Genomic DNA, 20,132 nt, shown 5'->3' on the forward strand with positions numbered 1-20,132 from the left:
CTTTTTATTCTCTTCTACGCCTTCGTTTCTAATTCGACTAGCAGTTATGTCATTATTATCATACATATATGGATGAACAGATTACGAAGCAATAAGGCATTCTGACCATATAATTTTTCCCAAACAAAACAAATAAAAAAGACTATCCATCCTTAACAAACTACGAATGAATAGCCTCTATAAATAATATTTCCTAATGATTGAATGATCCACGCTTACGCAAGATTGCCTCACCAAATACTAAGTCTTCTTGTGTTGTCATTTTTACATTTTCATAACTACTTTCTACGATGTGTACCTGATGTCCGAGACGCTCCATTAGCATTGCCTCATCTGTCCCAAGAAAACCTACTTTTTCAGCTACGTCCTCCGCTTCCATAATTAATTCAAAACGGAATGCTTGTGGAGTTTGCACCATCCAAAGGCTTTCTCGATCAACCGTTTCCTCTATAATGCCATTCATTGATACTTTTTTCATCGTATCTTTCGCACGAACCCCTGCAATTGCTGCACCATGATGATGCGCGTTCTGTACAAGCTTTGCAATGATATCATGCGTAATAAACGGGCGTGCTGCGTCATGGACAAGCACAATATCTACCTGTTGCATCTCTTTCATGCAAGAATGAACCGAATGCTGTCGCTCAGCACCCCCATCAGGTAAACCCTTCACTTTGGTAATCCTATAGTCCTCTAGCATTTTTTGAATAAATCCACGCTCTTCTGGTTTTACAGCGAGCCAAATACCTGTGCAAGCGGGATCTTGTTGAAACACTTCTAGCGTGTGTACCAGAATAGGTTTCTCTAAAAGCTTTAAAAATAATTTATTTTGCCCTGCACCCATACGCTTCCCACTTCCGGCAGCAGGTAGAACCACTTCATATTGCATTTCCCCACATCCTAATCGTCCTTCGGCTTAGCAAATATCATACGACCTGCCGATGTTTGCAGCACACTAGTAACTGTAACTGTAATTGCCTGTCCGATGTAACTACGACCACCTTCAACCACAATCATCGTACCATCATCTAAATAGGCAACTCCTTGGTTATGCTCTTTGCCATCCTTTATAACCACAACCTGCATATCTTCACCTGGTATAACTACAGGTTTCACTGCATTCGCTAAATCATTGATATTTAACACTTTTACATGATGGAGCTCACAGACTTTATTCAGGTTAAAATCATTGGTAACGATGCATGTATCATTGCCCATTTTTTTTGCAAGACGGACAAGCTTTAAATCTACCTCTTGTACATCTTCAAAATCCTCGTCCGTAATTTCAACTTTTGTCTTACGCTCATCTTGTAATTTTTTTAAAATATCTAAACCACGCCGACCTCTTGTGCGCTTTAAGGTATCAGATGAATCAGCTATATGCTGAAGCTCTGTGAGCACAAATTGAGGTACAACTAATATACCCTCAATGAAGCCTGTTTCAGAAATATCAGCAATACGACCATCAATAATTACACTTGTATCTAGCAGTTTGTAGCTTCCACGAACCTCTTGAGCTTCAGCACCTTCAGCAGCTTTTTTCTTCGTATTGGTACTACGTAATGTAAAAAGCTGTATGAGCTCATCTCTTTTTCTAAAACCTAGACGGAACCCTAAATACCCTAATACAAATGACAGGATAATTGGAAGTACTTCCGAAATAACAGGGAATGGTACACTATCAATGGCAAAGCCTAAAAAGTAAGCGACAATCAACCCAATTATTAAACCAAACGTACCAAATAATAAATCTCCGATAGGAACCTTAAACAGAACTTCTTCCATCCAGCTAATGAGCCTTACAAAGTAATCGGAAAATGCAAAAGATAGTGTAAACAGTAAAAGTGCGCCTAGAGCTACTGATACATAAGGATTATCTAGCCAAGGATTAGATGATAAATGAAGCAATTCGTATAATGGCGGTAAGAAAACAAGGCCCAATGCTCCTCCAATCAGTAAAAACGCAATTTGAACAAATTTTTTCACAAGCTGTCACCTCCTAATTGTTAGTTAAGATTATACATAGTTTACGGTAGAAAATCTTTCATGAGCTCAGTCAAAATCTCATTATTTTTGATGTGTGAAACAAGGATAAGATAGTTAGACAAAATTTTACAAACTTCTATTTTGTTCGTACTAGATGAAAATCCTTTATTCATTCATCAGCTATTATTTAGGACGATTATTCTTTTATTTGAGTTTCCAATATTAGCATCAAAAATGAAGGAAAATGCATGTCAGAATAATATCCAACATGCACAACCTCCTTTATAACTCTCTAAAGCATGCATTTAGTGCATCTTTTATTGTTTCTACACCAACAATTTCAATTCCCTGCGGAAATTCCCAACCACCAATATTCGAAGAAGGAATGAAAGCTCTTTTAAATCCAAGCTTCGCCGCTTCAATGACTCGCTGTTCTATACGTGATACCCGACGGACCTCACCTGTCAGTCCGACCTCACCAATAAAGCAATCCGTTGCACGCACTGCCTGATCCTTAAAACTAGATACAATGCTTGTCAACACCGCTAAATCTATTGCTGGCTCATCCAGCTTGACACCACCAGCAACTTTAATATATGCATCCTGAGCTTGTAGCATGAAACCCATACGCTTTTCTAGTACAGCCATTAGCAATTGTACTCGATTTTGATCGACACCTGTGGCCATACGTTTAGGATAGTTAAAGCTTGTAGGTGTAACTAAGGATTGAATTTCAACAAGAATTGGCCTTGTCCCCTCCATTGAGGCTACAATAGTTGACCCCGCCGCACCTTGTGAACGCTCCTGTAAAAATAACTCAGAAGGGTTTAGAACTTCCTTTAACCCACCTTGAAGCATTTCAAATATAGCAATTTCATTTGTAGATCCGAAGCGGTTTTTTTGGCTTCGTAAAATACGATGATTATGATGTCTTTCCCCTTCAAAGTATAGTACAGTATCCACCATATGCTCTAAAATACGTGGCCCAGCAATTTGCCCCTCTTTTGTGACATGCCCTACTAGAAAAATAGCAATGCCTTTTGTTTTAGCGATTCGCATCAGCTCGGCTGTACATTCACGAACCTGTGAGACACTACCTGGGGCGCTGGTTACTTCTGGATGAAAAACCGTTTGTATGGAATCGACAATGACAAATTTAGGTTGTACTTCATCAATGGTTTGGTTTAAAAACTCTAGGTTTGTTTCGGAGTATATGTAAAGCTCTTGAGAAATCACTCCTAAACGCTCTGCTCGTAATTTCGTTTGACGAATGGATTCCTCTCCGGAAATATAAAGTACGCGATGCCCTTTATTCGAGAGTAATGCGGAAACCTGTAATAGTAATGTTGATTTCCCTATTCCAGGATCGCCCCCAATTAATACTAGAGAACCAGGTACAATGCCACCGCCTAATACACGATTGAGTTCGCCCATTTCTGTTGCTACGCGCGATTCTTCAGTAGCTTCTACTTGGATAATCGGGATTGCCTTTTGAGTAACTGTAGCAGAATGTTGAAATGCTCCACGTGGGCCTTTTGCAACCATTTCTACTTCTTCCACCATCTTATTCCATTCTCCACATCCAGGGCATCTTCCCATCCATTTAGCAGATTCATAGCCACAGCCTGAACATACAAATTTCGTTTTTTTCTTTGCCAAATTGCTTTCACCTCGAATATTTGTTCTTATCCTTAATTGTACAGAAAAAAAGACAGCTTGGCACTTAAAGCCTTACTGTCTTTCCTTGAAATTATTTAGAGATGGAAACTCCCTCTTTTTTCTTTACAACAAACTCATCGTTTACGTAATCAATGACAACCTGATTACCCTTTTCTACATTACCCTTTAGTAATTCTTCTGATAATCGATCCTCTACTTGTTTTTGTAATGCACGACGTAAAGGACGAGCACCATATTGAGGGTCATAGCCTTCTTCAGCAATTTTTTCAAGTGCTGCATCAGTCAGCTCTAACGAAATGTCTTGCTCTTGCAAGCGTTTTGTTAAAGCATTGCCCATCATCGCAATGATTTCTTTTAAGTGCTCTTTTTCTAATGCGTGGAAGACAATCATTTCATCGATACGGTTTAAGAATTCTGGACGGAATGCTTTTTTCAATTCTTCTAACATCGTACCTTTCATGTCTTTATGCTTAGACTCTGCACCACCTACATTGAAACCAAGGTTCTTTTGGTATTTTAATGCATCCGCACCAACGTTTGAAGTCATAATGACCACTGTATTGCGGAAGTCTACTACACGTCCCTTAGAGTCTGTTAAACGACCATCTTCAAGCACTTGCAATAGAATATTGAATACATCAGGGTGTGCCTTTTCAATTTCATCTAATAAAACGACTGAATATGGCTTACGGCGAACTTTCTCTGTCAGTTGGCCACCATCATCGAAGCCTACATAGCCCGGAGGTGAACCTACTAAACGAGAAGTCGAATGTTTCTCCATGTACTCGGACATGTCAACACGAATCATCGCATCCTCATCGCCAAACATTACCTCAGCAAGTGCTCTTGCAAGCTCTGTTTTACCAACGCCTGTAGGTCCTAAGAAGATAAATGAGCCAATTGGTCGTTTTGGATCTTTTAAGCCTGCTCTTGCACGACGTATTGCACGAGAAATCGCTTCTACTGCTTCTCCTTGCCCTACTACACGTTTGTGTAACTCTTCTTCAAGCTGTAATAACTTCGAAGATTCTTCAGAAGCAATTTTAGCTACTGGGATTCCTGTCCACATTGATACAACTGCTGCTACATCATCCACAGTCACTTTAGATTCGGCTTTACCTTGCTCTTCTTTCCAATTTTTTCGAGTAGCTTCAATTTCATCCTTCAGCTTTTGCTCTGTATCTCTTAGCGCTGCTGCCTTTTCAAATTCTTGACCTGATACGGCTGCATTTTTTTCAGAACGAACATTTTCAAGCTTATCCTCAAGCGCCTTTAAGTTTGGTGGTACTGCGAATGAGCGTAAGCGTACTTTAGAACCTGCTTCATCGATTAAGTCAATCGCTTTATCTGGTAAGAATCGATCAGAAATATATCTATCACTCATTTTTGCCGCTGCTTCAATGGCTTCATCTGTAATTTTCACACGGTGATGTGCTTCATAACGATCGCGTAAGCCCTGAATAATTAGAATAGCCTCTTCCACTGTCGGCTCATCCACTTGGATTGGTTGGAAACGACGCTCTAAGGCCGCATCCTTTTCAATGTACTTGCGGTACTCATCAAGTGTTGTGGCACCAATACATTGAAGCTCCCCACGTGCTAAAGAAGGTTTTAAGATATTTGATGCATCAATCGCACCTTCAGCACCGCCCGCACCAATTAATGTATGCAATTCGTCAATAAATAAAATGATGTTGCCTGCTTGGCGAATTTCATCCATCACTTTTTTCAAACGATCTTCAAATTCTCCACGATATTTTGTACCTGCAACAACTGTCCCCATATCTAGTGTCATTACACGTTTGTCACGAAGGATTTCTGGCACCTCGTTATTAATAATTTGCTGTGCCAATCCTTCAGCAATCGCTGTTTTACCAACACCTGGCTCACCAATCAATACAGGGTTATTTTTCGTACGACGCGATAAAACTTCAATAACTCGTGTAATTTCCTTGCTTCGGCCAATAACAGGGTCTAAAGTACCTTCACGTGCAATTTGTGTTAAATCACGTGCTAGGCTATCTAATGTTGGTGTATTGGCAGCTTGGGCTGCTTGTTGACCAGATTGTGCATTATCATTATTACCTAATAGCAATAATACTTGCTGGCGAGCTTTATTTAAACCGACTCCCGCATTGTTTAAAACGCGAGCTGCCACGCCCTCACCCTCACGTATAAGCGCCAATAATAGATGCTCTGTACCGATATAGGAGTGACCTAGTTTACGTGACTCATCAACAGATAATTCAATTACTTTTTTAGCTCTTGGTGTATAATGAACGATTGGACCGACATCTTCTTTGCCTTTACCAACTAATTCTTCAATGCCAGCTTCAATCATTTGAGGACTAATATCAATGGCTTCTAACGCTTTCGCAGCAATACCGCCGCCTTCACGTATAAGCCCTAATAGAATATGCTCTGTACCGATAGATTCGTGCTTCCAACGAATAGCCTCTTCCTGAGCAAGCTGTAATACTTTTTGCGCGCGTTGTGTAAAACGATTAAACATCATATAAATCCTCTCCTTTTTCCCCATTTATAGGCTTATTCGCATGTTCTTGAGATAATGTCTCACGAAGCATCTCCGCTCGTACACGATCCCGCTCAGCAGGTGGTAATGCCTCACCTGCATAGTGCTGTAAAAAACCTGGTTGCATACTAACAACACATTCATTTAAGGTCGTTGTTTGTATACCATCAATCAATTGTAAATCTACTCCTAAACGAACATTAGATAGGCAAGTAGCAGCTTCCTCACTTGTTAAAATTCTTGCATGTGTAAGGGTACCTAAAGCTCGATATACGCGATCTTCTAGCGCAAGCTCTGCCTTTTCCATTAATTTACCTCTTGCATGCCGCTCTTTTTGAATAATCTTTTCAGCGACACTTTGTATATCTGCTAAAATATCTTCCTCTGTCTTCCCAAGTGTAATTTGGTTAGACACTTGATAAACATTCCCTAAATTTTCGCTTCCTTCACCATATATACCTCTTACAGTCATTCCTAAGCGTGTCATGGCATTTATAATTTGATTCATTTGCCCAGTTAATGTAAGAGCGGGTAAATGCATCATGACGGATGCTCGTAGACCCGTACCAATATTCGTTGGACAGCTTGTTAAATAACCAAAAGTATCTCGAAAAGCATACGGTAATACTTTCTCTAGGATACGATCAATCTTATTTGCTTGTTCATAAGCACTTTGAAGTTGAAAACTTGCTGTCATACATTGAATGCGTAAATGATCCTCTTCATTCACCATAATGCTAACGGATTCGTCTTCAGAGAGTAGTATAGAGCCCACTTGCTCTTTTTTAGCCAGTTGCGGGCTAATCAAATGCTTTTCTACAAGAATTTGACGCTGTAAAGGGGTTAAATCCTTTATAGCAAAATAAGCATAATCATTTTGAAGAGTTGGGCTATCGCTGACAGCATGTGTAACGGCCTGTTCCACTTGCAGTGCCTCATTTTCTGAAAACGCTAATGGAAAACGATAGCCATCTAAATTTCGTGCAAGGCGGATCCGTGTACTAATGACGATATCTGAGTAATCATCTTTGATATGCATCCAAGTTGGTGTCGCACGCTCTAAAAATGATTCAATCATCATGTCACATCACCACCTTCAAATTGTAGATGCTTCTCTAGCTCTTTAACTTCATCACGTAGCTTCGCCGCTTCTTCAAACTGTTCTTCATCTACGGCGGATTTCATACGCTTGCGGATATCTTCTATTTGCTTTTTAATAACATACACATTACTGCGAGCACCAGGCATTTTTCCAATGTGTTGGGGACCTGCCTGAATACGATTAAAAAGCTTTGGCAAATGATCTCCAAATGTGTCATAACAGCTTGGGCACCCGAATTTTCCTTCTTTTAAAAATTGCTTATACGAAAATCCACATTGTGGGCATGTTTGCTGTTGTGGTTGTACCTGTTGTTTTTCCCCCACCTTTTGCCATGTAGGAGAGCCAAACCAGTTAGACAATAACTGTTGAATAGATACTGGCTCTTGTTTAAACTCTGCATGAAATGGATGGAATTGTGAGGCGCAGACGTCACAATAATGATGCTCTACTTTTTGCCCACTTTGAACTTGTGTTACTGTAACTGTCGCATTACGTTGTTTACAATGTTCGCATATCATTTCCATCACCTCACTATTTTTGTTGTTCATATTTTATTGTTGTCAGCATTGCTCGCAATATTTTTGATCGAATGACATCTCTTAATGGGAGATGCAAGTCGATCGTGGAGCGATCAATTGCTGCTAACATTAATTTCGCTTCTCGCTTGGAAATTACCTGCTCATCAATGAGTCGATAAACCAAATCTTCTGCCATTGTTTGTGATGCCCCACCTTCAATTTGCCTGAGAACATCGTCGATTAGATCAATCTGTGAATTCGCGCGGACACGTAAAATTCGAATGTATCCACCACCACCACGTTTGCTCTCAACAAGGTAACCCCGCTCGGCAGTAAATCTTGTATTAATAACATAATTTATTTGTGATGGTACACATTGAAATTTATCAGCGATTTCACTACGTTTAATTTCAATATGCCCTTCCCCACCTAATTCAAGCACTTGCTTTAAGTAACCCTCTATGATGTCTGATATATTACGCATTTTAGGAATACACCTCGCTTGCTTCACTGACTTTGACTATCTTTGACTTTCTTTGAGTATATTATACAAAACGCTTGAAAAAAATTGCAATGATTTCGCCCATAGAAAAGTGGAAAGTCTAGAAAAAGGCTTTTTAAGAGCCGAAAAGAGCCCTTTTTCGATCATTTGTTTACGGTTTAATAATTTCCTTATACACCTAATGTACCCTTATTCGTCATAGAAAAAACGCAAGCATATGCAACTAGCATATACTTGCGTCTATGAAAATTATACCCAGCGACCAACAATTGGATAACGCCAAGGTTCATCAGACAATGCTTTTACGATACCGATGATCGGTACCACAAATACCATAATGCCGAAAATGATTAAAAATGGTAAGCCAATAAGGACAAAGCTTAAACCAACAGAGATAGCAATTAAAACACCCATGACAATTTGGAATAGCAGTGCTTGAATAGAAATTGCCTTTACTTCCTCATCCGAACTAATTAAAAAGAAAATAATGGGCACTAACCATGGCGCAAAAAATGCACTTGCGTGTATGATTACTTTAGACCATTTAGTCTCCATATATATCAACCCTTTCTTTGAACTTTATTCTATGTTTTATGTACTACTATTTACGGAACTATACCCGCAATAGTTTCACATTAAGAAAGATTTTTTAAAATTTTTTTGAAAGGCTGTGAGGAGCGTTGGAATTTAACAACACATTAGCAAATGAATATGAAAAGGGTATTCGCCGTACATTGCCTAGTTATGATGCCATGCTACGTTTAATACAAACTTTTTATCATTCTAGGCTATCAGAAAATGCTAACATGCTAGTCGTGGGAGCAGGAAGTGGCAATGAAATTATACAGCTTGCAGAAGGAAGACCTCACTGGTCATTCACTGGCATTGATCCATCAGAATCCATGCTTACTATAGCTAAAGAGCGTTTACTCACTCTTCCTAATGATATGTCATTCCATCAGGCTACAATACTTGATGCTTCGCTGCCCTCTACTCAGTATGATGCGGCAAGTTGTGTTCTCGTCTTGCATTTTATTCATGATTATAAAGAAAAGCTCGAAACAATAACAGAAATAGCAAGACATTTGAAACCTGGAGCACCATTTGTCCTTGTTTCAAAATATGGTCAGCTAGGCTCTTTAGAAACAGAACTACAATTTGATTTATGGCGTTCTTATTGGCTACAGCATACTAGACTTTCTTTATCCGATGTAGCAGAGATGGAAAAATCCATTCGTTCCCTTTCTTTTATGAGTGAAGAAGAAATTTTAATACTTTTACAAAGTGCAGGTTTTACTAAACCTTCTAGATTTTTTGCCACTACTTTGTTCGGTGGTTGGGTATGCTTTAAAGAGGAGCGCTAACATTTTGTAGTAAATAATTTGAGGTGAAAACCGTGATAAGCACCATTGGCATTACAAAGCAACAACAATTGTTAAAGGATTTTCCATTAGAAGAGATACATCAGCAAGAATTTGAATGGTATTGGGTTGATTTTAATTGTCCTACAGCCGAGGAGGAATCATTGTTGGATACATTTTTCCACTTTCACCCTCTCGCTATTGAAGATTGCTTAATGAGGTTGCAGCGTCCTAAGCTCGATTTTTATGATGATTTTCATTTCTTTGTCATTCATCGGGTAAACGAAGAGACGTTAGCTGCGGAGGAGGTTAATATTTTTGCCTCCAATAAATTCATCATAACCTTCCATAAAAATCCTGTCCCTGAGATAGAGAAGGTGCAAAAGATGCTGGAAACCCAACCGAAGAATTGGGAGCGAGGTACTGTATACCTAACGTATCAAACTATCGATAAAATTGTTGATAGTTATTTTCCACTCGTTTACAAAATTGAAGATCATCTAAATGCTTTAGAAGGTGAACTTACATACCAAAGTAATGTAAATGCCATGAAAATTGTCTTCGAGTTCCGTAGTGACTTGCTTGACTTAAGACGTACTATTTTACCAATGCGTGATCTTTTATATCGCATTCTCAATTCTTACCGTTTCTCACTAAAAAAATCGGAGAGAGCTTATTTTGGAGATATCTACGACCATCTACTTAAGCTAACAGAGATGGTTGAATCTAATCGAGAGCTTACAGCAGACATGCGGGATAGTTATATGGCTATGAGTTCTAGCCGAATGAATGGCATTATGATGACTTTAACAATTGTATCAACTATCTTTATACCACTTACCTTCATTGCTGGTGTGTATGGGATGAATTTCGATAACATGCCTGAACTACATGGGCAATACAGCTATTTTATTGTACTTGGGATTATGATAATTATCGTTATCTTTATGTTGGCTGTCTTTAAACATAAAGGCTGGTTTAAACTGTTTAAACCATAAAAAGACTGCTCGTTTTAATGAAAACGAGCAGTTTTTTTAATCTATTAATACGGTCCTCTGTCATCAATCTTATTATCACCCTGCTGTGGAAATAAAAAGTAGGCTAATACCCCTGATCCCAAAGCTGCACATATGGTAATTAATAATTGCTCAACATCTGGTACCTCAGCATGATAGTTTCGTAGCATATAAACAGAACCAATGGCAACAATCACCATGACAGGAATAACAAATTTAAAACGTTTTTTCTCCATACCACCCCTCCTTCCATTTTTTATTTTCGTACGATTTTTAGATTGCTAAACAGTTCGTATTTTACAGGTTTCCTATTTTAAATTCAAATTTACATCGCTTCACCATTTGGACTAACAATAAAGTAAAAAAATAAAGAAATATCCAATTTTTTAACCAAATATTCAGCAAATAATAGTAAAATAGATTTAATCCCATTTATTTATTAAATATACAAACCTAACAAATTTCAAAAGTGCTTATTTACTTACAATTTATTATGGATATTAAGAATGGAGCAAATAATAATGAGTTGGTTTTCAAAAAATAGTAGTTCTAGCTACGCAATTACATTAACACCTGAAAATTTTAAGAGCGGTGTACAGTTAGATGTATTGAACCACCCCAATCTTCAAAAACAATTACAACTTTTAAATTTAACACTTGAGGATTTAGCTATCATTAAGCAGCTACAGCCTTTAGCTAAAGACTTAATTCCTGAAATGGTGGAGAAATTTTATGCAGCCATTAGTTTGAGCCAAGATTTACTTGATATTATTAATAGAACATCACATATTGATCGTTTGAAAATCACGTTACATAAACATTTAAGTGACATTTTTGAAAGTCATATTAATGATGCCTACATTGCTGAACGAAAAGCCATTGCTGAGGCTCACGTTCGAATTGGCTTGCAGTCAAAGTGGTATATTGCCTCATTCCAGTCACTCACTACTACTTTTGCAAACTTTGTGAACGAGGTGGATATTTCTAAAACAGATGCTATTCGTGCTATAAACGCTTTTTGTAAAATCATTAATTTTGAGCAACAACTCGTGATTGAGGCATATGAAAAAGAGGAAGAACGTATTCGCTCAGCAGCAGATGCAACAAAAAATTCCCTTGTAACGACGATCCAAAGTACTGCAGAAGAGCTTAATGCCATTAGTGAAGAAACAGCCGCATCATTATTAGTGATTTCCTCACAAACAGATGATATTGCTGTAGCAACCAAGCAAGGATTGAACTTCGTAGCAGATACACAAGAAAAATCAAGACGAGGCCAACAGCAATTGAAAGAACAAAATGATTTAATCCAAGTTATTTTGCAAAGTGTCAATGGTCTTGAGGTAACGATGAACCAACTACGTACCTCTTCACAAAAAATTTCTGAAATCGTTGGGCTAGTTACAGGCATTGCTGATCAAACCAATTTATTAGCATTAAATGCTTCTATTGAGGCTGCACGAGCTGGAGAACATGGGAAAGGCTTTGCAGTAGTGGCTGAGGAAGTTCGTAAACTTGCGGAGGAAACAAAAAATGCAGTCCAAAATGTTTCTCACCTTATTAAGGAAACAGAAAGTAATATTACGACTATGGCTAATTCAGTTACTAATGTTGATCAAAAAATTCAACATAGTGTCAATACACAAGAAAGTTTATCCAAGTCATTTAATGATATTGCTGATGCAGTTTCTGGCATTCAGCAGCAATACGTAAATACATCTAGAGATATTTCAGCTATATCTAATTTAATCACTGAATTATCGCAAGGTGCTACACTAGTCTCTTCTTCTTCCGACTCGCTCATTAATGTTGTCAATGAACTAAATATGTAAAATAAAAAAGGGAACTCATTTGGAGTTCCCTTTTTCCTTAATGCGGCAATGCACGTTTTTGTTTACGGTGCTCTCGTCTTGCTGGCCCAGTTTCAAATAAACGCTTCTCTTCATCTGTTTCAGGATAGATTGAGGGAACTGGTACGGGTTTCCCTTCCTCATTTACTGCAACCATTGTGACAAATGATTCTGTCGTTAATTTTTCCTCGCCAGTCTCAATATTGCGAGAAACAACGCGAACATAAACCTCCATTGAAGAACGTCCTGTAGACGAAACAATACTCTCGATTTCAAGAATATCTCCTACATGTGCAGCGGATAAAAAATCAACCGAGTCAATAGAAGCTGTCACTACAAGGCCTTTCGCATGTTTCATTGCTGTAATAGCAGCAATTTCATCAATATAAGCTAACACTCTTCCACCGAAAATAGAATTGTGATTATTTGTGTCTGGGGGTAATACGAGACGCGATTGAACCGTACGTGATTGGCTCATGGGTACAGCGTTGTTTGGCATAATTCTTGCAACTTCCCTTCTCATGTTGTTCTTTCGTCATCGTATCGCAGAAAAAGAGCTGATGCAAATTTAGAACGATTTTTTCATCGAAATAAATTTCATATCAGTCATTTCTTCTATAGCCCACTTAATTCCTTCACGTCCATAACCACTCATCTTTACTCCACCATATGGCATGTTATCTACTCGGAATGTCGGAATATCATTAATAATGACAGCACCAGCCTGTAATTCATCTGCTGCATATAAAGCATCTGACAATATATTCGTGTAAATACCTGCATTTAGGCCAAGGTCCGACTCATTTACAAGTCGAATTGCGTCGTCTAATGTTTCATATGAAACAATTGAGACGATTGGTGCGAATGTTTCCTGACAAACAATTTTCATATCAGCTGACACATTCGTCATAACTGTTGGCGTTAAAGTACGTTCAGTAAATACGCCTCCAGTTGCAATCATAGCCCCCTGTTCTTGTGCCTCCTCAATCCATTCCCTAATACGTTCCACTTCATTTGGATTTATCATGGCACTAACATCTGTTGTCTTCTCTAATGGATCTCCTACTATAAGCTTTTCTGTTTCTGCAACAAATGCTTTAGTAAATTCATCAATAATAGAGGAATGCACATATATACGTTGTAACGAAATGCATACTTGTCCAGCAAAGTTAAAAGCACCGCTTACACAACGACTGATAATTTTATTTATTGGCGTAGATGGTTCGACAATTACTGCAGCATTAGAACCCAGCTCTAAAGTTACTTTACGTAAGCCTACTTTTTCTTTAATCTTCAAACCAACCTTACCACTACCTGTAAAGGTTACTTTTTTGACATATGGATGTGTGACAAGCGTATCACTAAGCTCACCCCCACTTCCTGTCACAATTTGTAATGCCCCATCGGGTAATCCTGCATCTCGGAAAATTTCTGCCATAACGATAGCACTTAGTGGCGTTTGTGTTGCTGGCTTTAATACAACTGTATTGCCCACTGCAAACGCTGGGCCTAACTTGTGTGCCACTAAATTGAACGGAAAATTAAATGGCGTAATGGCTGATATTACACCTAAAGGTTCTCTTTTTGTCCAGCCTATTCGATCTCCTGCTCCAGGGGCTGCATCCATTGGAACCGTCTCACCTTTTGCCTGTTTAGCTCCTTCAGCTGCAAATTGATAGGTTGCGATTGTACGGTCAATTTCAGCTAAACCTGCAACAATAGGTTTTCCAGCCTCTAAGGCTAAAATCTCTGCAAGTTCTTCTTTTCTTTGTCGCATTATATCAACGACTTTATATAATATTTCGGCACGTTCGTAGGCTGTTGTCTTTTTAAACGATTGGAATGCCTGCTGCGCACCTTCGATAGCTTTCTCTACATCTTGAATAGATGCTTTAGCTACATGAGCAATAACCTCACCGCTATATGGAGAAGCTAGCTCATAGCTTTCCTCTGCATCATGCCACTGACCATTAATCCAAAGTTTTGTATCCTTCATCCTTCAAATGCACCTCCAAATAATCATGTTCTTCTTTATTCTATCACGAAGAACTTGAACTAGACGCAATGGCAGCTGCACTAACCGCTGCAATCATTGCTGCTTGCTGTGCTTGGATTAATAGCTCAATAGAAGACATAATGGTCATGGACAAAGACTTTTGTACCTTTGCCATATCATAAATAGCAAATTGTACAGCCATAAAGAGCACAAATTCACGATGCCACTTTAATAACTTCATGTCTTTTAATTCATGGTATAAATCAATCAACCCTTGAAGTTGTGCTTTATCCAGATTAAGTATGGCTAAAAAGCCAAGTAAAGGATAATGCATAGCCTTGACTTTAACGTTTTGCTTTTTGAGCCCATCACGAAGGGTTACAACATCGGGTACTAGCTGACCATCAAATTTGGGTGATAAAAATGTTAATACCTGTGAAAGCCATTGGAGCTCATTGCCAGCATTAAAATTATATGTTCTTAGTTCTTTATAGTATCGATTCATGGTATCCGCGCGCAATTCAACATCATCAGATGGACTGCTTAATAATATGGCATAAGGAATGTCCTCATATGAGGTTAAAAATGGATGATGTTTACGTATAGCATCAAATAAGGCTCTTGCCACCTGTGCATGCGTCTTTTTATCCTGTTCATCCTCCGTCAAGAATTGTGCTCCGATATAGCTAAAATTGCCGCTTCTGAATTTCGCTTCCTTTAAGATGCTTACATTTGTAAGTAAATTCTTCACTGCCTTTTCTGCATCATCTTGCTCCATGAGGTTGGCAGCAATACTATATCCAACGGTTGTCCGTAAAGGAGACAGCCATGAAGATTGCTTCTTCATCTCTTGTAAAACATTTTTATACTTCGTTGCATCAAAGGTTTTTCCTGAGGCTACAAATGTACTAGCAATAGCTAACACAATTTTACGGTCCACCGTCCAGCCTGCAGCCTTTGATACCTCCTCTACTGTATTGGCAAATTCATTTTCAATCATCACATAATCCATATTTATCACACTCCTTTACCCGTTTTACGTAACATAATGTGAGAAAGATTCACCCTCTTTGTAACAATTAACATAAAAAGTAAACATAATTTAATGTATGTTACTTACTTTATTTGATTTAATAGAAAATATTAACAACCTATAAAGGAGGTATGGCCGATGTTAGCAAAAACCACAAAGAAACTATTATTTACCATGACCTTAAAGGATCGATTAAATCTATTCCTTTTCCTAAAAAATTCATCCAATAATATCGCTTTACATACTCTTTTCCATAAAAATTAATATCAAAACACTTGAACGCCAAAAATCAATATTCATCATTCCTATAAGAAAAGAGTCATGTGTCCTAAAGCCTCCCTTTCCATACAATAACTTTTCTACTTCCAGACAAAAAAACAGCGGCAGAAAAACTGTGCCGCTGTACAGATAACTTGTTAAATTAACCCTAGCTCTTGCAGTTCTTCAGAGTTGAAGGCTCTTGACCTTGTTAGGAAACGTTTTCCTTCTACGCCCTCGAGTGAAAACATGCCGCCTCTGCCGTCCACCACATCCAATATGATTTGTGTATGCTTCCAGTAATCATATTGATTTTGGTGCATATAGAAAGGGGCACCACCCACTACACCAAGGCACACATCCTGATCTCCTATTAGCAAATCCCCTTCTGGATAACACATTGGTGAGGAGCCATCACAGCATCCGCCTGATTGATGAAACATAACGGGCCCATGTTTCTCTTTTAATAGATCGATTAGTGCTAGCGCTTCTTCCGTAGCTAATACACGTTCAACCACGCTCATGCACCTCCCTACGAATTAGAAGAAACCAAGTTTGTTTTCGCTATAGCTAACTAATAAGTTTTTCGTTTGTTGGTAATGCGCTAACATCATTTTATGATTTTCACGACCAACACCCGACATTTTGTAGCCACCGAATGCAGCATGTGCAGGATATGCGTGGTAACAGTTTGTCCAAACACGACCAGCTTGAATTTCACGACCGAAGCGATATGCCGTATTTATATCTCTCGTCCAAACACCTGATCCTAAACCATATAATGTATCATTCGCAATTTCCAATGCTTCCTCTTTCGTTTTAAATGTCGTGACAGCAACTACTGGTCCAAAAATTTCTTCTTGGAATATACGCATTTTATTATGTCCTTTGAAAACAGTTGGTTTAATGTAGTAGCCATTTTCGAAGCCTTCACCTACATTATTTTTGTCTCCTCCAATTAGACATTCTGCACCTTCTTGCTTACCAATATCTAAATAAGAAAGAATTTTTTCCATTTGTTCACTAGATGCCTGTGCACCCATCATTGTGTTTGGATCAAGTGGGTTGCCAACTTTAATGGCTTCTACTCGCTGTAATACGCGCTCCATAAATTTATCGTAAATAGATTCCTGAATCAGTGCACGTGAAGGACAAGTACATACTTCCCCTTGATTTAGAGCGAATAGCACAAAGCCTTCAACAGCTTTATCTAAAAAGGCATCATCTTTATCCATAATATCTTCAAAGAAAATGTTTGGCGACTTACCACCCAGTTCTAATGTTACTGGAATAAGATTTTGAGAAGCGTATTGCATAATTAAACGCCCTGTTGTTGTCTCACCTGTAAAGGCAATCTTACCAATGCGTGGATTTGATGCAAGCGGTTTCCCTGCTTCTAAGCCAAATCCATTTACAACATTAATGACACCTGGTGGTAGTAAATCTTCTATTAATTCTAAAAGCACCATAATAGATGCTGGTGTTTGTTCTGCAGGTTTTAATACGACACAGTTTCCAGCTGCAAGTGCTGGCGCAAGCTTCCATACAGCCATTAATAACGGGAAGTTCCAAGGTATAATTTGGCCAACTACGCCAATTGGCTCGTGGAAATGATAAGCAACTGTATCGTTATCTATTTGGCTTACTGAGCCCTCTTGAGCACGTAATACCCCAGCAAAATAACGAAAATGATCAATTGCAAGAGGGATGTCTGCATTTAATGTTTCGCGTACCGCTTTACCGTTATCCCATGTTTCAGCAACGGCTAGCTTTTCTAAATTTTGCTCGATACGGTCCGCAATTTTAAGTAAAATGTTTGCGCGTTCTGTTGGTGATGTTTTACCCCATGCATCCTTAGCAGCATGTGCCGCATCTAATGCATGTTCAATATCCTCAGCTGTGGAACGTGCTATTTGTGTAAAAACTTGTCCAGTAACAGGAGTAACGTTATCAAAGTATTGACCCTTCACTGGGGGTGTCCATTCGCCACCGATATAATTATCATATTTCTCTTTGAATTGAACTACCGATCCTTCAGTGTTTGGAAATGCATAAACCATTTTACTTCTCCCCTTTACACAATTTAATGAGAACTATCTACAAAAAACGTTATTTTATATCGGAATAACAATATTTTCATAGAAACCCTCTCACCTAATATATTGTCAGAAACATAAAATAATTTCAACTTTTTCAAAAACTTTTCCAACTAATTTATTTTTGCTAGAAAAGCTTCTAGCATTCACTGTATGTGCGACGTTAAGGTATACTTAAAAATAATATAAAATATAGGAGAACAATATGCGTATTAATAAATATTTAAGTGAAACAGGCATCATATCTCGTCGTGGCGCTGATAAATGGATAGCAGAAGGAAAGGTAACAATTAACGGAGAACTGGCAACGGTTGGTAGTCAAGTTGAAACAGGAGACGTTGTTTGCGTGGATGGAAAAGAGGTAAAGAAAGAACAACAGCTTGTTTACATTGCTCTAAATAAACCTGTCGGCATTACAAGTACGACAGAGCGTCATATAAAAGGCAATGTTGTTGATTTTGTCAATCATCCTCTACGTATTTTTCATATCGGGCGTCTTGATAAGGAATCAGAGGGGCTATTATTATTAACGAATGATGGTGATATCGTCAATAAAATTCTACGTGCTGAAAATCATCATGAAAAAGAATACATTGTTCAAGTTGATAAGCCTATAACTGCGCAATTCATCCAAAAAATGGGTGCAGGTGTCGATATTTTAGATACAACAACCTTACCATGCCATGTGGAAAAGATTTCAGATAAAGTATTTAAAATCATTTTAGAGCAAGGCTTAAACCGCCAAATTCGTCGAATGTGCTCAGCACTAGGGTATTCCGTTAAGCGTCTACAACGCATTCGTATTATGAATATTAAGCTTGGTAATTTAAAGGTAGGGCAATGGCGTGATTTAACTGAGAAGGAACGAACAGAACTATTCAAACTACTCAATTACACACCAAAATAGATACATCCAAAGGGAGGGACGAGGACTATGATATCCATTCAAAGCACAGAACAACTAACAGGGGTACGAATTAGCGCGGATTATTGGGATTTAAATGAACTAATTAATGCTATTTATAAAGTAACTGGTGACGAAAATAAATACTATGATTATCAGGGTCCTCGACTACGTATTTTAAGCGTTTGCTATAAACTAAGACATGCTATGCTTGGTGAGCATCACCTAGAGTTTGTTAGTAATGGACTTAATAAGAGTGTTCTAACACAACATGAACTCATCTTTCCAAATAAGAATGTCTATTTTTCAACAGAAATTCTTTGGCCAGAAATTATCTTTAGTGCAATCGCATTAAATGATTTTATTGAACTGCACCAAAAATTAAACAATGCTTCTATATGGAATCATGAGATAGCTATTATACGTAAATTTCAAGCGGCTATTGCTGAATGTTTAGAACAGGAGGTAAGTGACGAAGATTATGTTGTGTTTTTAAGAATGTTACATGCTAAAAACCCCTTAACTTTCCGTTTTGCAACACAATACGTTGATGTTTTAAATCTAGAGTATATTGAATTAAGTAAAGAGGAACGTCAGGCACATTTAGCTGCATTTGCTGTGCGATTAATGGTAGAGGACCATGAATATGTAGCATTAAAATCCCACCTGATGGAAGCAGCTATGGCAACGAAACAAGCATTACATGATATTCAAATTCAACTTAATTATCCTGAAGAAATACTGTGGTGAACGAATCATGCCGTCTCAAAATAATTGAGACGGCTGTTTTTCTATTCAATTGTTTTGTAGGCCATTTTATAAATAACTTCCTTGTGCTGAGGATAATCTACTAAAAGCTCTTCCTGTGTGAACAATTCAAAGTCCTCAAAGTCAAAGCCTGGCGCCACCATACATCCGACTAAACTAAACGTCTCAGATTCCTCCACCGACGAGCCGAAAATTGTATGCTTTGGTACTGCAAGCTGAGGGACTTCCCCCGCTTCTATATTCAAGCCAAGCTTCTTCGCTTCATATGTCCCATCTGGGAAAATCATATGAACTGTTAGTGGGCTTCCAGCGTGATAATACCATAGCTCGTCCGATTGTAGACGATGTAAATGTGAAATATCCTGTGAGCGCAGAAGGAAATATATACTAGTATAAATCGGTCTCTGTACATCTCTCACTGCTATATCGTCTGATGCACGAAACGATGAAATGTAATAGCCCCCTTCAGGATGTTCGGCTAACTTTAAATGTTCAATAAAATATTGTGCTGAATACTTCAAAAAGCATC

General features: G+C 38.3%; 21 protein-coding genes and 1 pseudogene. 7 read left to right on the forward strand and 15 right to left on the reverse strand.

Translation table 11 applies throughout. The annotated features are described in order from the left end of the window. Positions 1 to 193: 193 nt before the first annotated feature. From ispD to LBYS11_RS22385, 8 genes are all read right to left on the reverse strand, one after another. Complete coding sequence (gene ispD / locus LBYS11_RS22350; protein WP_048395541.1) at positions 194 to 889, reverse strand: 2-C-methyl-D-erythritol 4-phosphate cytidylyltransferase; 696 nt, start codon at positions 887 to 889, stop codon at positions 194 to 196. Positions 890 to 900: 11 nt separating this feature from the next. After that, positions 901 to 1,986: a PIN/TRAM domain-containing protein gene (locus tag LBYS11_RS22355; RefSeq protein WP_004233578.1), complete on the reverse strand. Its 1,086-nt coding sequence runs from the start codon at positions 1,984 to 1,986 to the stop codon at positions 901 to 903. Positions 1,987 to 2,268: 282 nt separating this feature from the next. Next, positions 2,269 to 3,645 carry a DNA repair protein RadA gene (gene radA, locus LBYS11_RS22360; protein ID WP_103119002.1) on the reverse strand — a complete coding sequence of 459 codons (1,377 nt, stop codon included), beginning with the start codon at positions 3,643 to 3,645 and terminating at the stop codon, positions 2,269 to 2,271. Between the two features lie 91 nt (positions 3,646 to 3,736). Beyond that, positions 3,737 to 6,181: an ATP-dependent Clp protease ATP-binding subunit gene (locus tag LBYS11_RS22365; protein WP_048395540.1), complete on the reverse strand. Its 2,445-nt coding sequence runs from the start codon at positions 6,179 to 6,181 to the stop codon at positions 3,737 to 3,739. Further along, positions 6,171 to 7,280, reverse strand: a complete 1,110-nt coding sequence (locus LBYS11_RS22370; RefSeq protein ID WP_048395539.1) for a protein-arginine kinase McsB — start codon at positions 7,278 to 7,280, stop codon at positions 6,171 to 6,173. Before LBYS11_RS22370 ends, LBYS11_RS22365 begins: the two co-directional genes overlap by 11 nt. Beyond that, positions 7,277 to 7,819, reverse strand: a complete 543-nt coding sequence (locus LBYS11_RS22375) for a UvrB/UvrC motif-containing protein (protein ID WP_004233574.1) — start codon at positions 7,817 to 7,819, stop codon at positions 7,277 to 7,279. Before LBYS11_RS22375 ends, LBYS11_RS22370 begins: the two co-directional genes overlap by 4 nt. A 13-nt stretch (positions 7,820 to 7,832) precedes the next feature. Then, on the reverse strand, positions 7,833 to 8,303 hold the full coding sequence (locus LBYS11_RS22380) for a CtsR family transcriptional regulator (protein ID WP_004233573.1): 471 nt from the start codon (positions 8,301 to 8,303) through the stop codon (positions 7,833 to 7,835). A 267-nt stretch (positions 8,304 to 8,570) separates the two neighbouring features. After that, positions 8,571 to 8,876, reverse strand: coding sequence for a DUF4870 domain-containing protein (locus tag LBYS11_RS22385; protein ID WP_048395538.1), 306 nt, complete (start codon positions 8,874 to 8,876; stop codon positions 8,571 to 8,573). A 125-nt stretch (positions 8,877 to 9,001) separates the two neighbouring features. Between LBYS11_RS22385 and LBYS11_RS22390 the strand changes: the two genes are divergently transcribed. Both LBYS11_RS22390 and corA read left to right on the forward strand, forming a co-directional pair. Continuing rightward, positions 9,002 to 9,685 carry a class I SAM-dependent methyltransferase gene (locus LBYS11_RS22390; RefSeq protein ID WP_054548954.1) on the forward strand — a complete coding sequence of 228 codons (684 nt, stop codon included), beginning with the start codon at positions 9,002 to 9,004 and terminating at the stop codon, positions 9,683 to 9,685. A 32-nt stretch (positions 9,686 to 9,717) separates the two neighbouring features. Beyond that, the gene (corA, locus tag LBYS11_RS22395; RefSeq protein ID WP_103119003.1) at positions 9,718 to 10,680 is read left to right on the forward strand and encodes a magnesium/cobalt transporter CorA; all 963 of its coding nucleotides are present in this window, start codon (positions 9,718 to 9,720) and stop codon (positions 10,678 to 10,680) included. Positions 10,681 to 10,724: 44 nt separating this feature from the next. Here the strand turns inward: corA and LBYS11_RS22400 are convergent, their stop codons facing one another. After that, positions 10,725 to 10,934: a hypothetical protein gene (locus LBYS11_RS22400; protein ID WP_048395528.1), complete on the reverse strand. Its 210-nt coding sequence runs from the start codon at positions 10,932 to 10,934 to the stop codon at positions 10,725 to 10,727. Positions 10,935 to 11,219: 285 nt separating this feature from the next. Between LBYS11_RS22400 and LBYS11_RS24160 the strand changes: the two are divergent. After that, positions 11,220 to 11,765, forward strand: a pseudogene (locus LBYS11_RS24160) (protoglobin domain-containing protein); the annotation flags it as partial. A 120-nt stretch (positions 11,766 to 11,885) separates the two neighbouring features. After that, positions 11,886 to 12,530 (forward strand): methyl-accepting chemotaxis protein, encoded by a 645-nt coding sequence (locus LBYS11_RS24165; protein WP_233436352.1) that lies wholly within the window; start codon positions 11,886 to 11,888, stop codon positions 12,528 to 12,530. A 37-nt stretch (positions 12,531 to 12,567) separates the two neighbouring features. On the opposite strand, the gene LBYS11_RS22410 is transcribed toward LBYS11_RS24165, so the two are convergent. The 3 genes from LBYS11_RS22410 to LBYS11_RS22420 all read right to left on the reverse strand — a co-directional run bounded on the left by LBYS11_RS22410 (position 12,568) and on the right by LBYS11_RS22420 (position 15,556). After that, positions 12,568 to 13,047, reverse strand: coding sequence for an acyl-CoA thioesterase (locus LBYS11_RS22410; protein WP_004233566.1), 480 nt, complete (start codon positions 13,045 to 13,047; stop codon positions 12,568 to 12,570). Positions 13,048 to 13,116: 69 nt separating this feature from the next. Beyond that, positions 13,117 to 14,544, reverse strand: a complete 1,428-nt coding sequence (locus LBYS11_RS22415; protein WP_066038318.1) for an aldehyde dehydrogenase family protein — start codon at positions 14,542 to 14,544, stop codon at positions 13,117 to 13,119. A 43-nt stretch (positions 14,545 to 14,587) separates the two neighbouring features. Next, positions 14,588 to 15,556, reverse strand: a complete 969-nt coding sequence (locus LBYS11_RS22420; protein WP_048395523.1) for a DUF4003 family protein — start codon at positions 15,554 to 15,556, stop codon at positions 14,588 to 14,590. Positions 15,557 to 15,715: 159 nt separating this feature from the next. Between LBYS11_RS22420 and LBYS11_RS24060 the strand changes: the two genes are divergently transcribed. Then, the gene (locus LBYS11_RS24060) at positions 15,716 to 15,841 is read left to right on the forward strand and encodes a hypothetical protein (protein ID WP_255409636.1); all 126 of its coding nucleotides are present in this window, start codon (positions 15,716 to 15,718) and stop codon (positions 15,839 to 15,841) included. 152 nt (positions 15,842 to 15,993) lie between these two features. Here LBYS11_RS24060 and LBYS11_RS22425 read toward each other — a convergent pair whose 3' ends face one another. Next, positions 15,994 to 16,353: a DUF779 domain-containing protein gene (locus tag LBYS11_RS22425; protein ID WP_103119004.1), complete on the reverse strand. Its 360-nt coding sequence runs from the start codon at positions 16,351 to 16,353 to the stop codon at positions 15,994 to 15,996. A 21-nt stretch (positions 16,354 to 16,374) separates the two neighbouring features. Further along, on the reverse strand, positions 16,375 to 17,895 hold the full coding sequence (adh, locus tag LBYS11_RS22430) for an aldehyde dehydrogenase (protein WP_004233561.1): 1,521 nt from the start codon (positions 17,893 to 17,895) through the stop codon (positions 16,375 to 16,377). 241 nt (positions 17,896 to 18,136) lie between these two features. On the opposite strand from adh, the gene rluF reads away from it, so the two are divergent. Both rluF and LBYS11_RS22440 read left to right on the forward strand, forming a co-directional pair. Beyond that, positions 18,137 to 18,838 (forward strand): 23S rRNA pseudouridine(2604) synthase RluF, encoded by a 702-nt coding sequence (rluF, locus tag LBYS11_RS22435; protein ID WP_103119005.1) that lies wholly within the window; start codon positions 18,137 to 18,139, stop codon positions 18,836 to 18,838. Positions 18,839 to 18,865: 27 nt separating this feature from the next. Next, positions 18,866 to 19,585 carry a DUF6904 family protein gene (locus tag LBYS11_RS22440; protein WP_103119006.1) on the forward strand — a complete coding sequence of 240 codons (720 nt, stop codon included), beginning with the start codon at positions 18,866 to 18,868 and terminating at the stop codon, positions 19,583 to 19,585. A 41-nt stretch (positions 19,586 to 19,626) separates the two neighbouring features. Here LBYS11_RS22440 and LBYS11_RS22445 read toward each other — a convergent pair whose 3' ends face one another. Next, positions 19,627 to 20,124: a cupin domain-containing protein gene (locus LBYS11_RS22445; protein WP_054548948.1), complete on the reverse strand. Its 498-nt coding sequence runs from the start codon at positions 20,122 to 20,124 to the stop codon at positions 19,627 to 19,629. Positions 20,125 to 20,132: the final 8 nt, after the last annotated feature.

This window comes from Lysinibacillus sp. YS11, assembly GCF_002896375.1.
GTDB lineage: Bacteria > Bacillota > Bacilli > Bacillales_A > Planococcaceae > Lysinibacillus > Lysinibacillus capsici.

Coding starts and splice junctions, on each gene's coding strand:
- ispD (WP_048395541.1), bottom strand. CDS start 889: ATGCAATATGAAGTGGTTCTACCTGCTGCCGGAAGTGGGAAGCGTATG.
- LBYS11_RS22365 (WP_048395540.1), bottom strand. CDS start 6,181: ATGATGTTTAATCGTTTTACACAACGCGCGCAAAAAGTATTACAGCTT.
- LBYS11_RS22370 (WP_048395539.1), bottom strand. CDS start 7,280: ATGATGATTGAATCATTTTTAGAGCGTGCGACACCAACTTGGATGCAT.
- LBYS11_RS22375 (WP_004233574.1), bottom strand. CDS start 7,819: ATGATATGCGAACATTGTAAACAACGTAATGCGACAGTTACAGTAACA.
- LBYS11_RS22380 (WP_004233573.1), bottom strand. CDS start 8,303: ATGCGTAATATATCAGACATCATAGAGGGTTACTTAAAGCAAGTGCTT.
- LBYS11_RS22385 (WP_048395538.1), bottom strand. CDS start 8,876: ATGGAGACTAAATGGTCTAAAGTAATCATACACGCAAGTGCATTTTTT.
- LBYS11_RS22400 (WP_048395528.1), bottom strand. CDS start 10,934: ATGGAGAAAAAACGTTTTAAATTTGTTATTCCTGTCATGGTGATTGTT.
- LBYS11_RS22410 (WP_004233566.1), bottom strand. CDS start 13,047: ATGCCAAACAACGCTGTACCCATGAGCCAATCACGTACGGTTCAATCG.
- LBYS11_RS22415 (WP_066038318.1), bottom strand. CDS start 14,544: ATGAAGGATACAAAACTTTGGATTAATGGTCAGTGGCATGATGCAGAG.
- LBYS11_RS22420 (WP_048395523.1), bottom strand. CDS start 15,556: ATGGATTATGTGATGATTGAAAATGAATTTGCCAATACAGTAGAGGAG.
- LBYS11_RS24060 (WP_255409636.1), top strand. CDS start 15,716: ATGTTAGCAAAAACCACAAAGAAACTATTATTTACCATGACCTTAAAG.
- adh (WP_004233561.1), bottom strand. CDS start 17,895: ATGGTTTATGCATTTCCAAACACTGAAGGATCGGTAGTTCAATTCAAA.
- rluF (WP_103119005.1), top strand. CDS start 18,137: ATGCGTATTAATAAATATTTAAGTGAAACAGGCATCATATCTCGTCGT.
- LBYS11_RS22440 (WP_103119006.1), top strand. CDS start 18,866: ATGATATCCATTCAAAGCACAGAACAACTAACAGGGGTACGAATTAGC.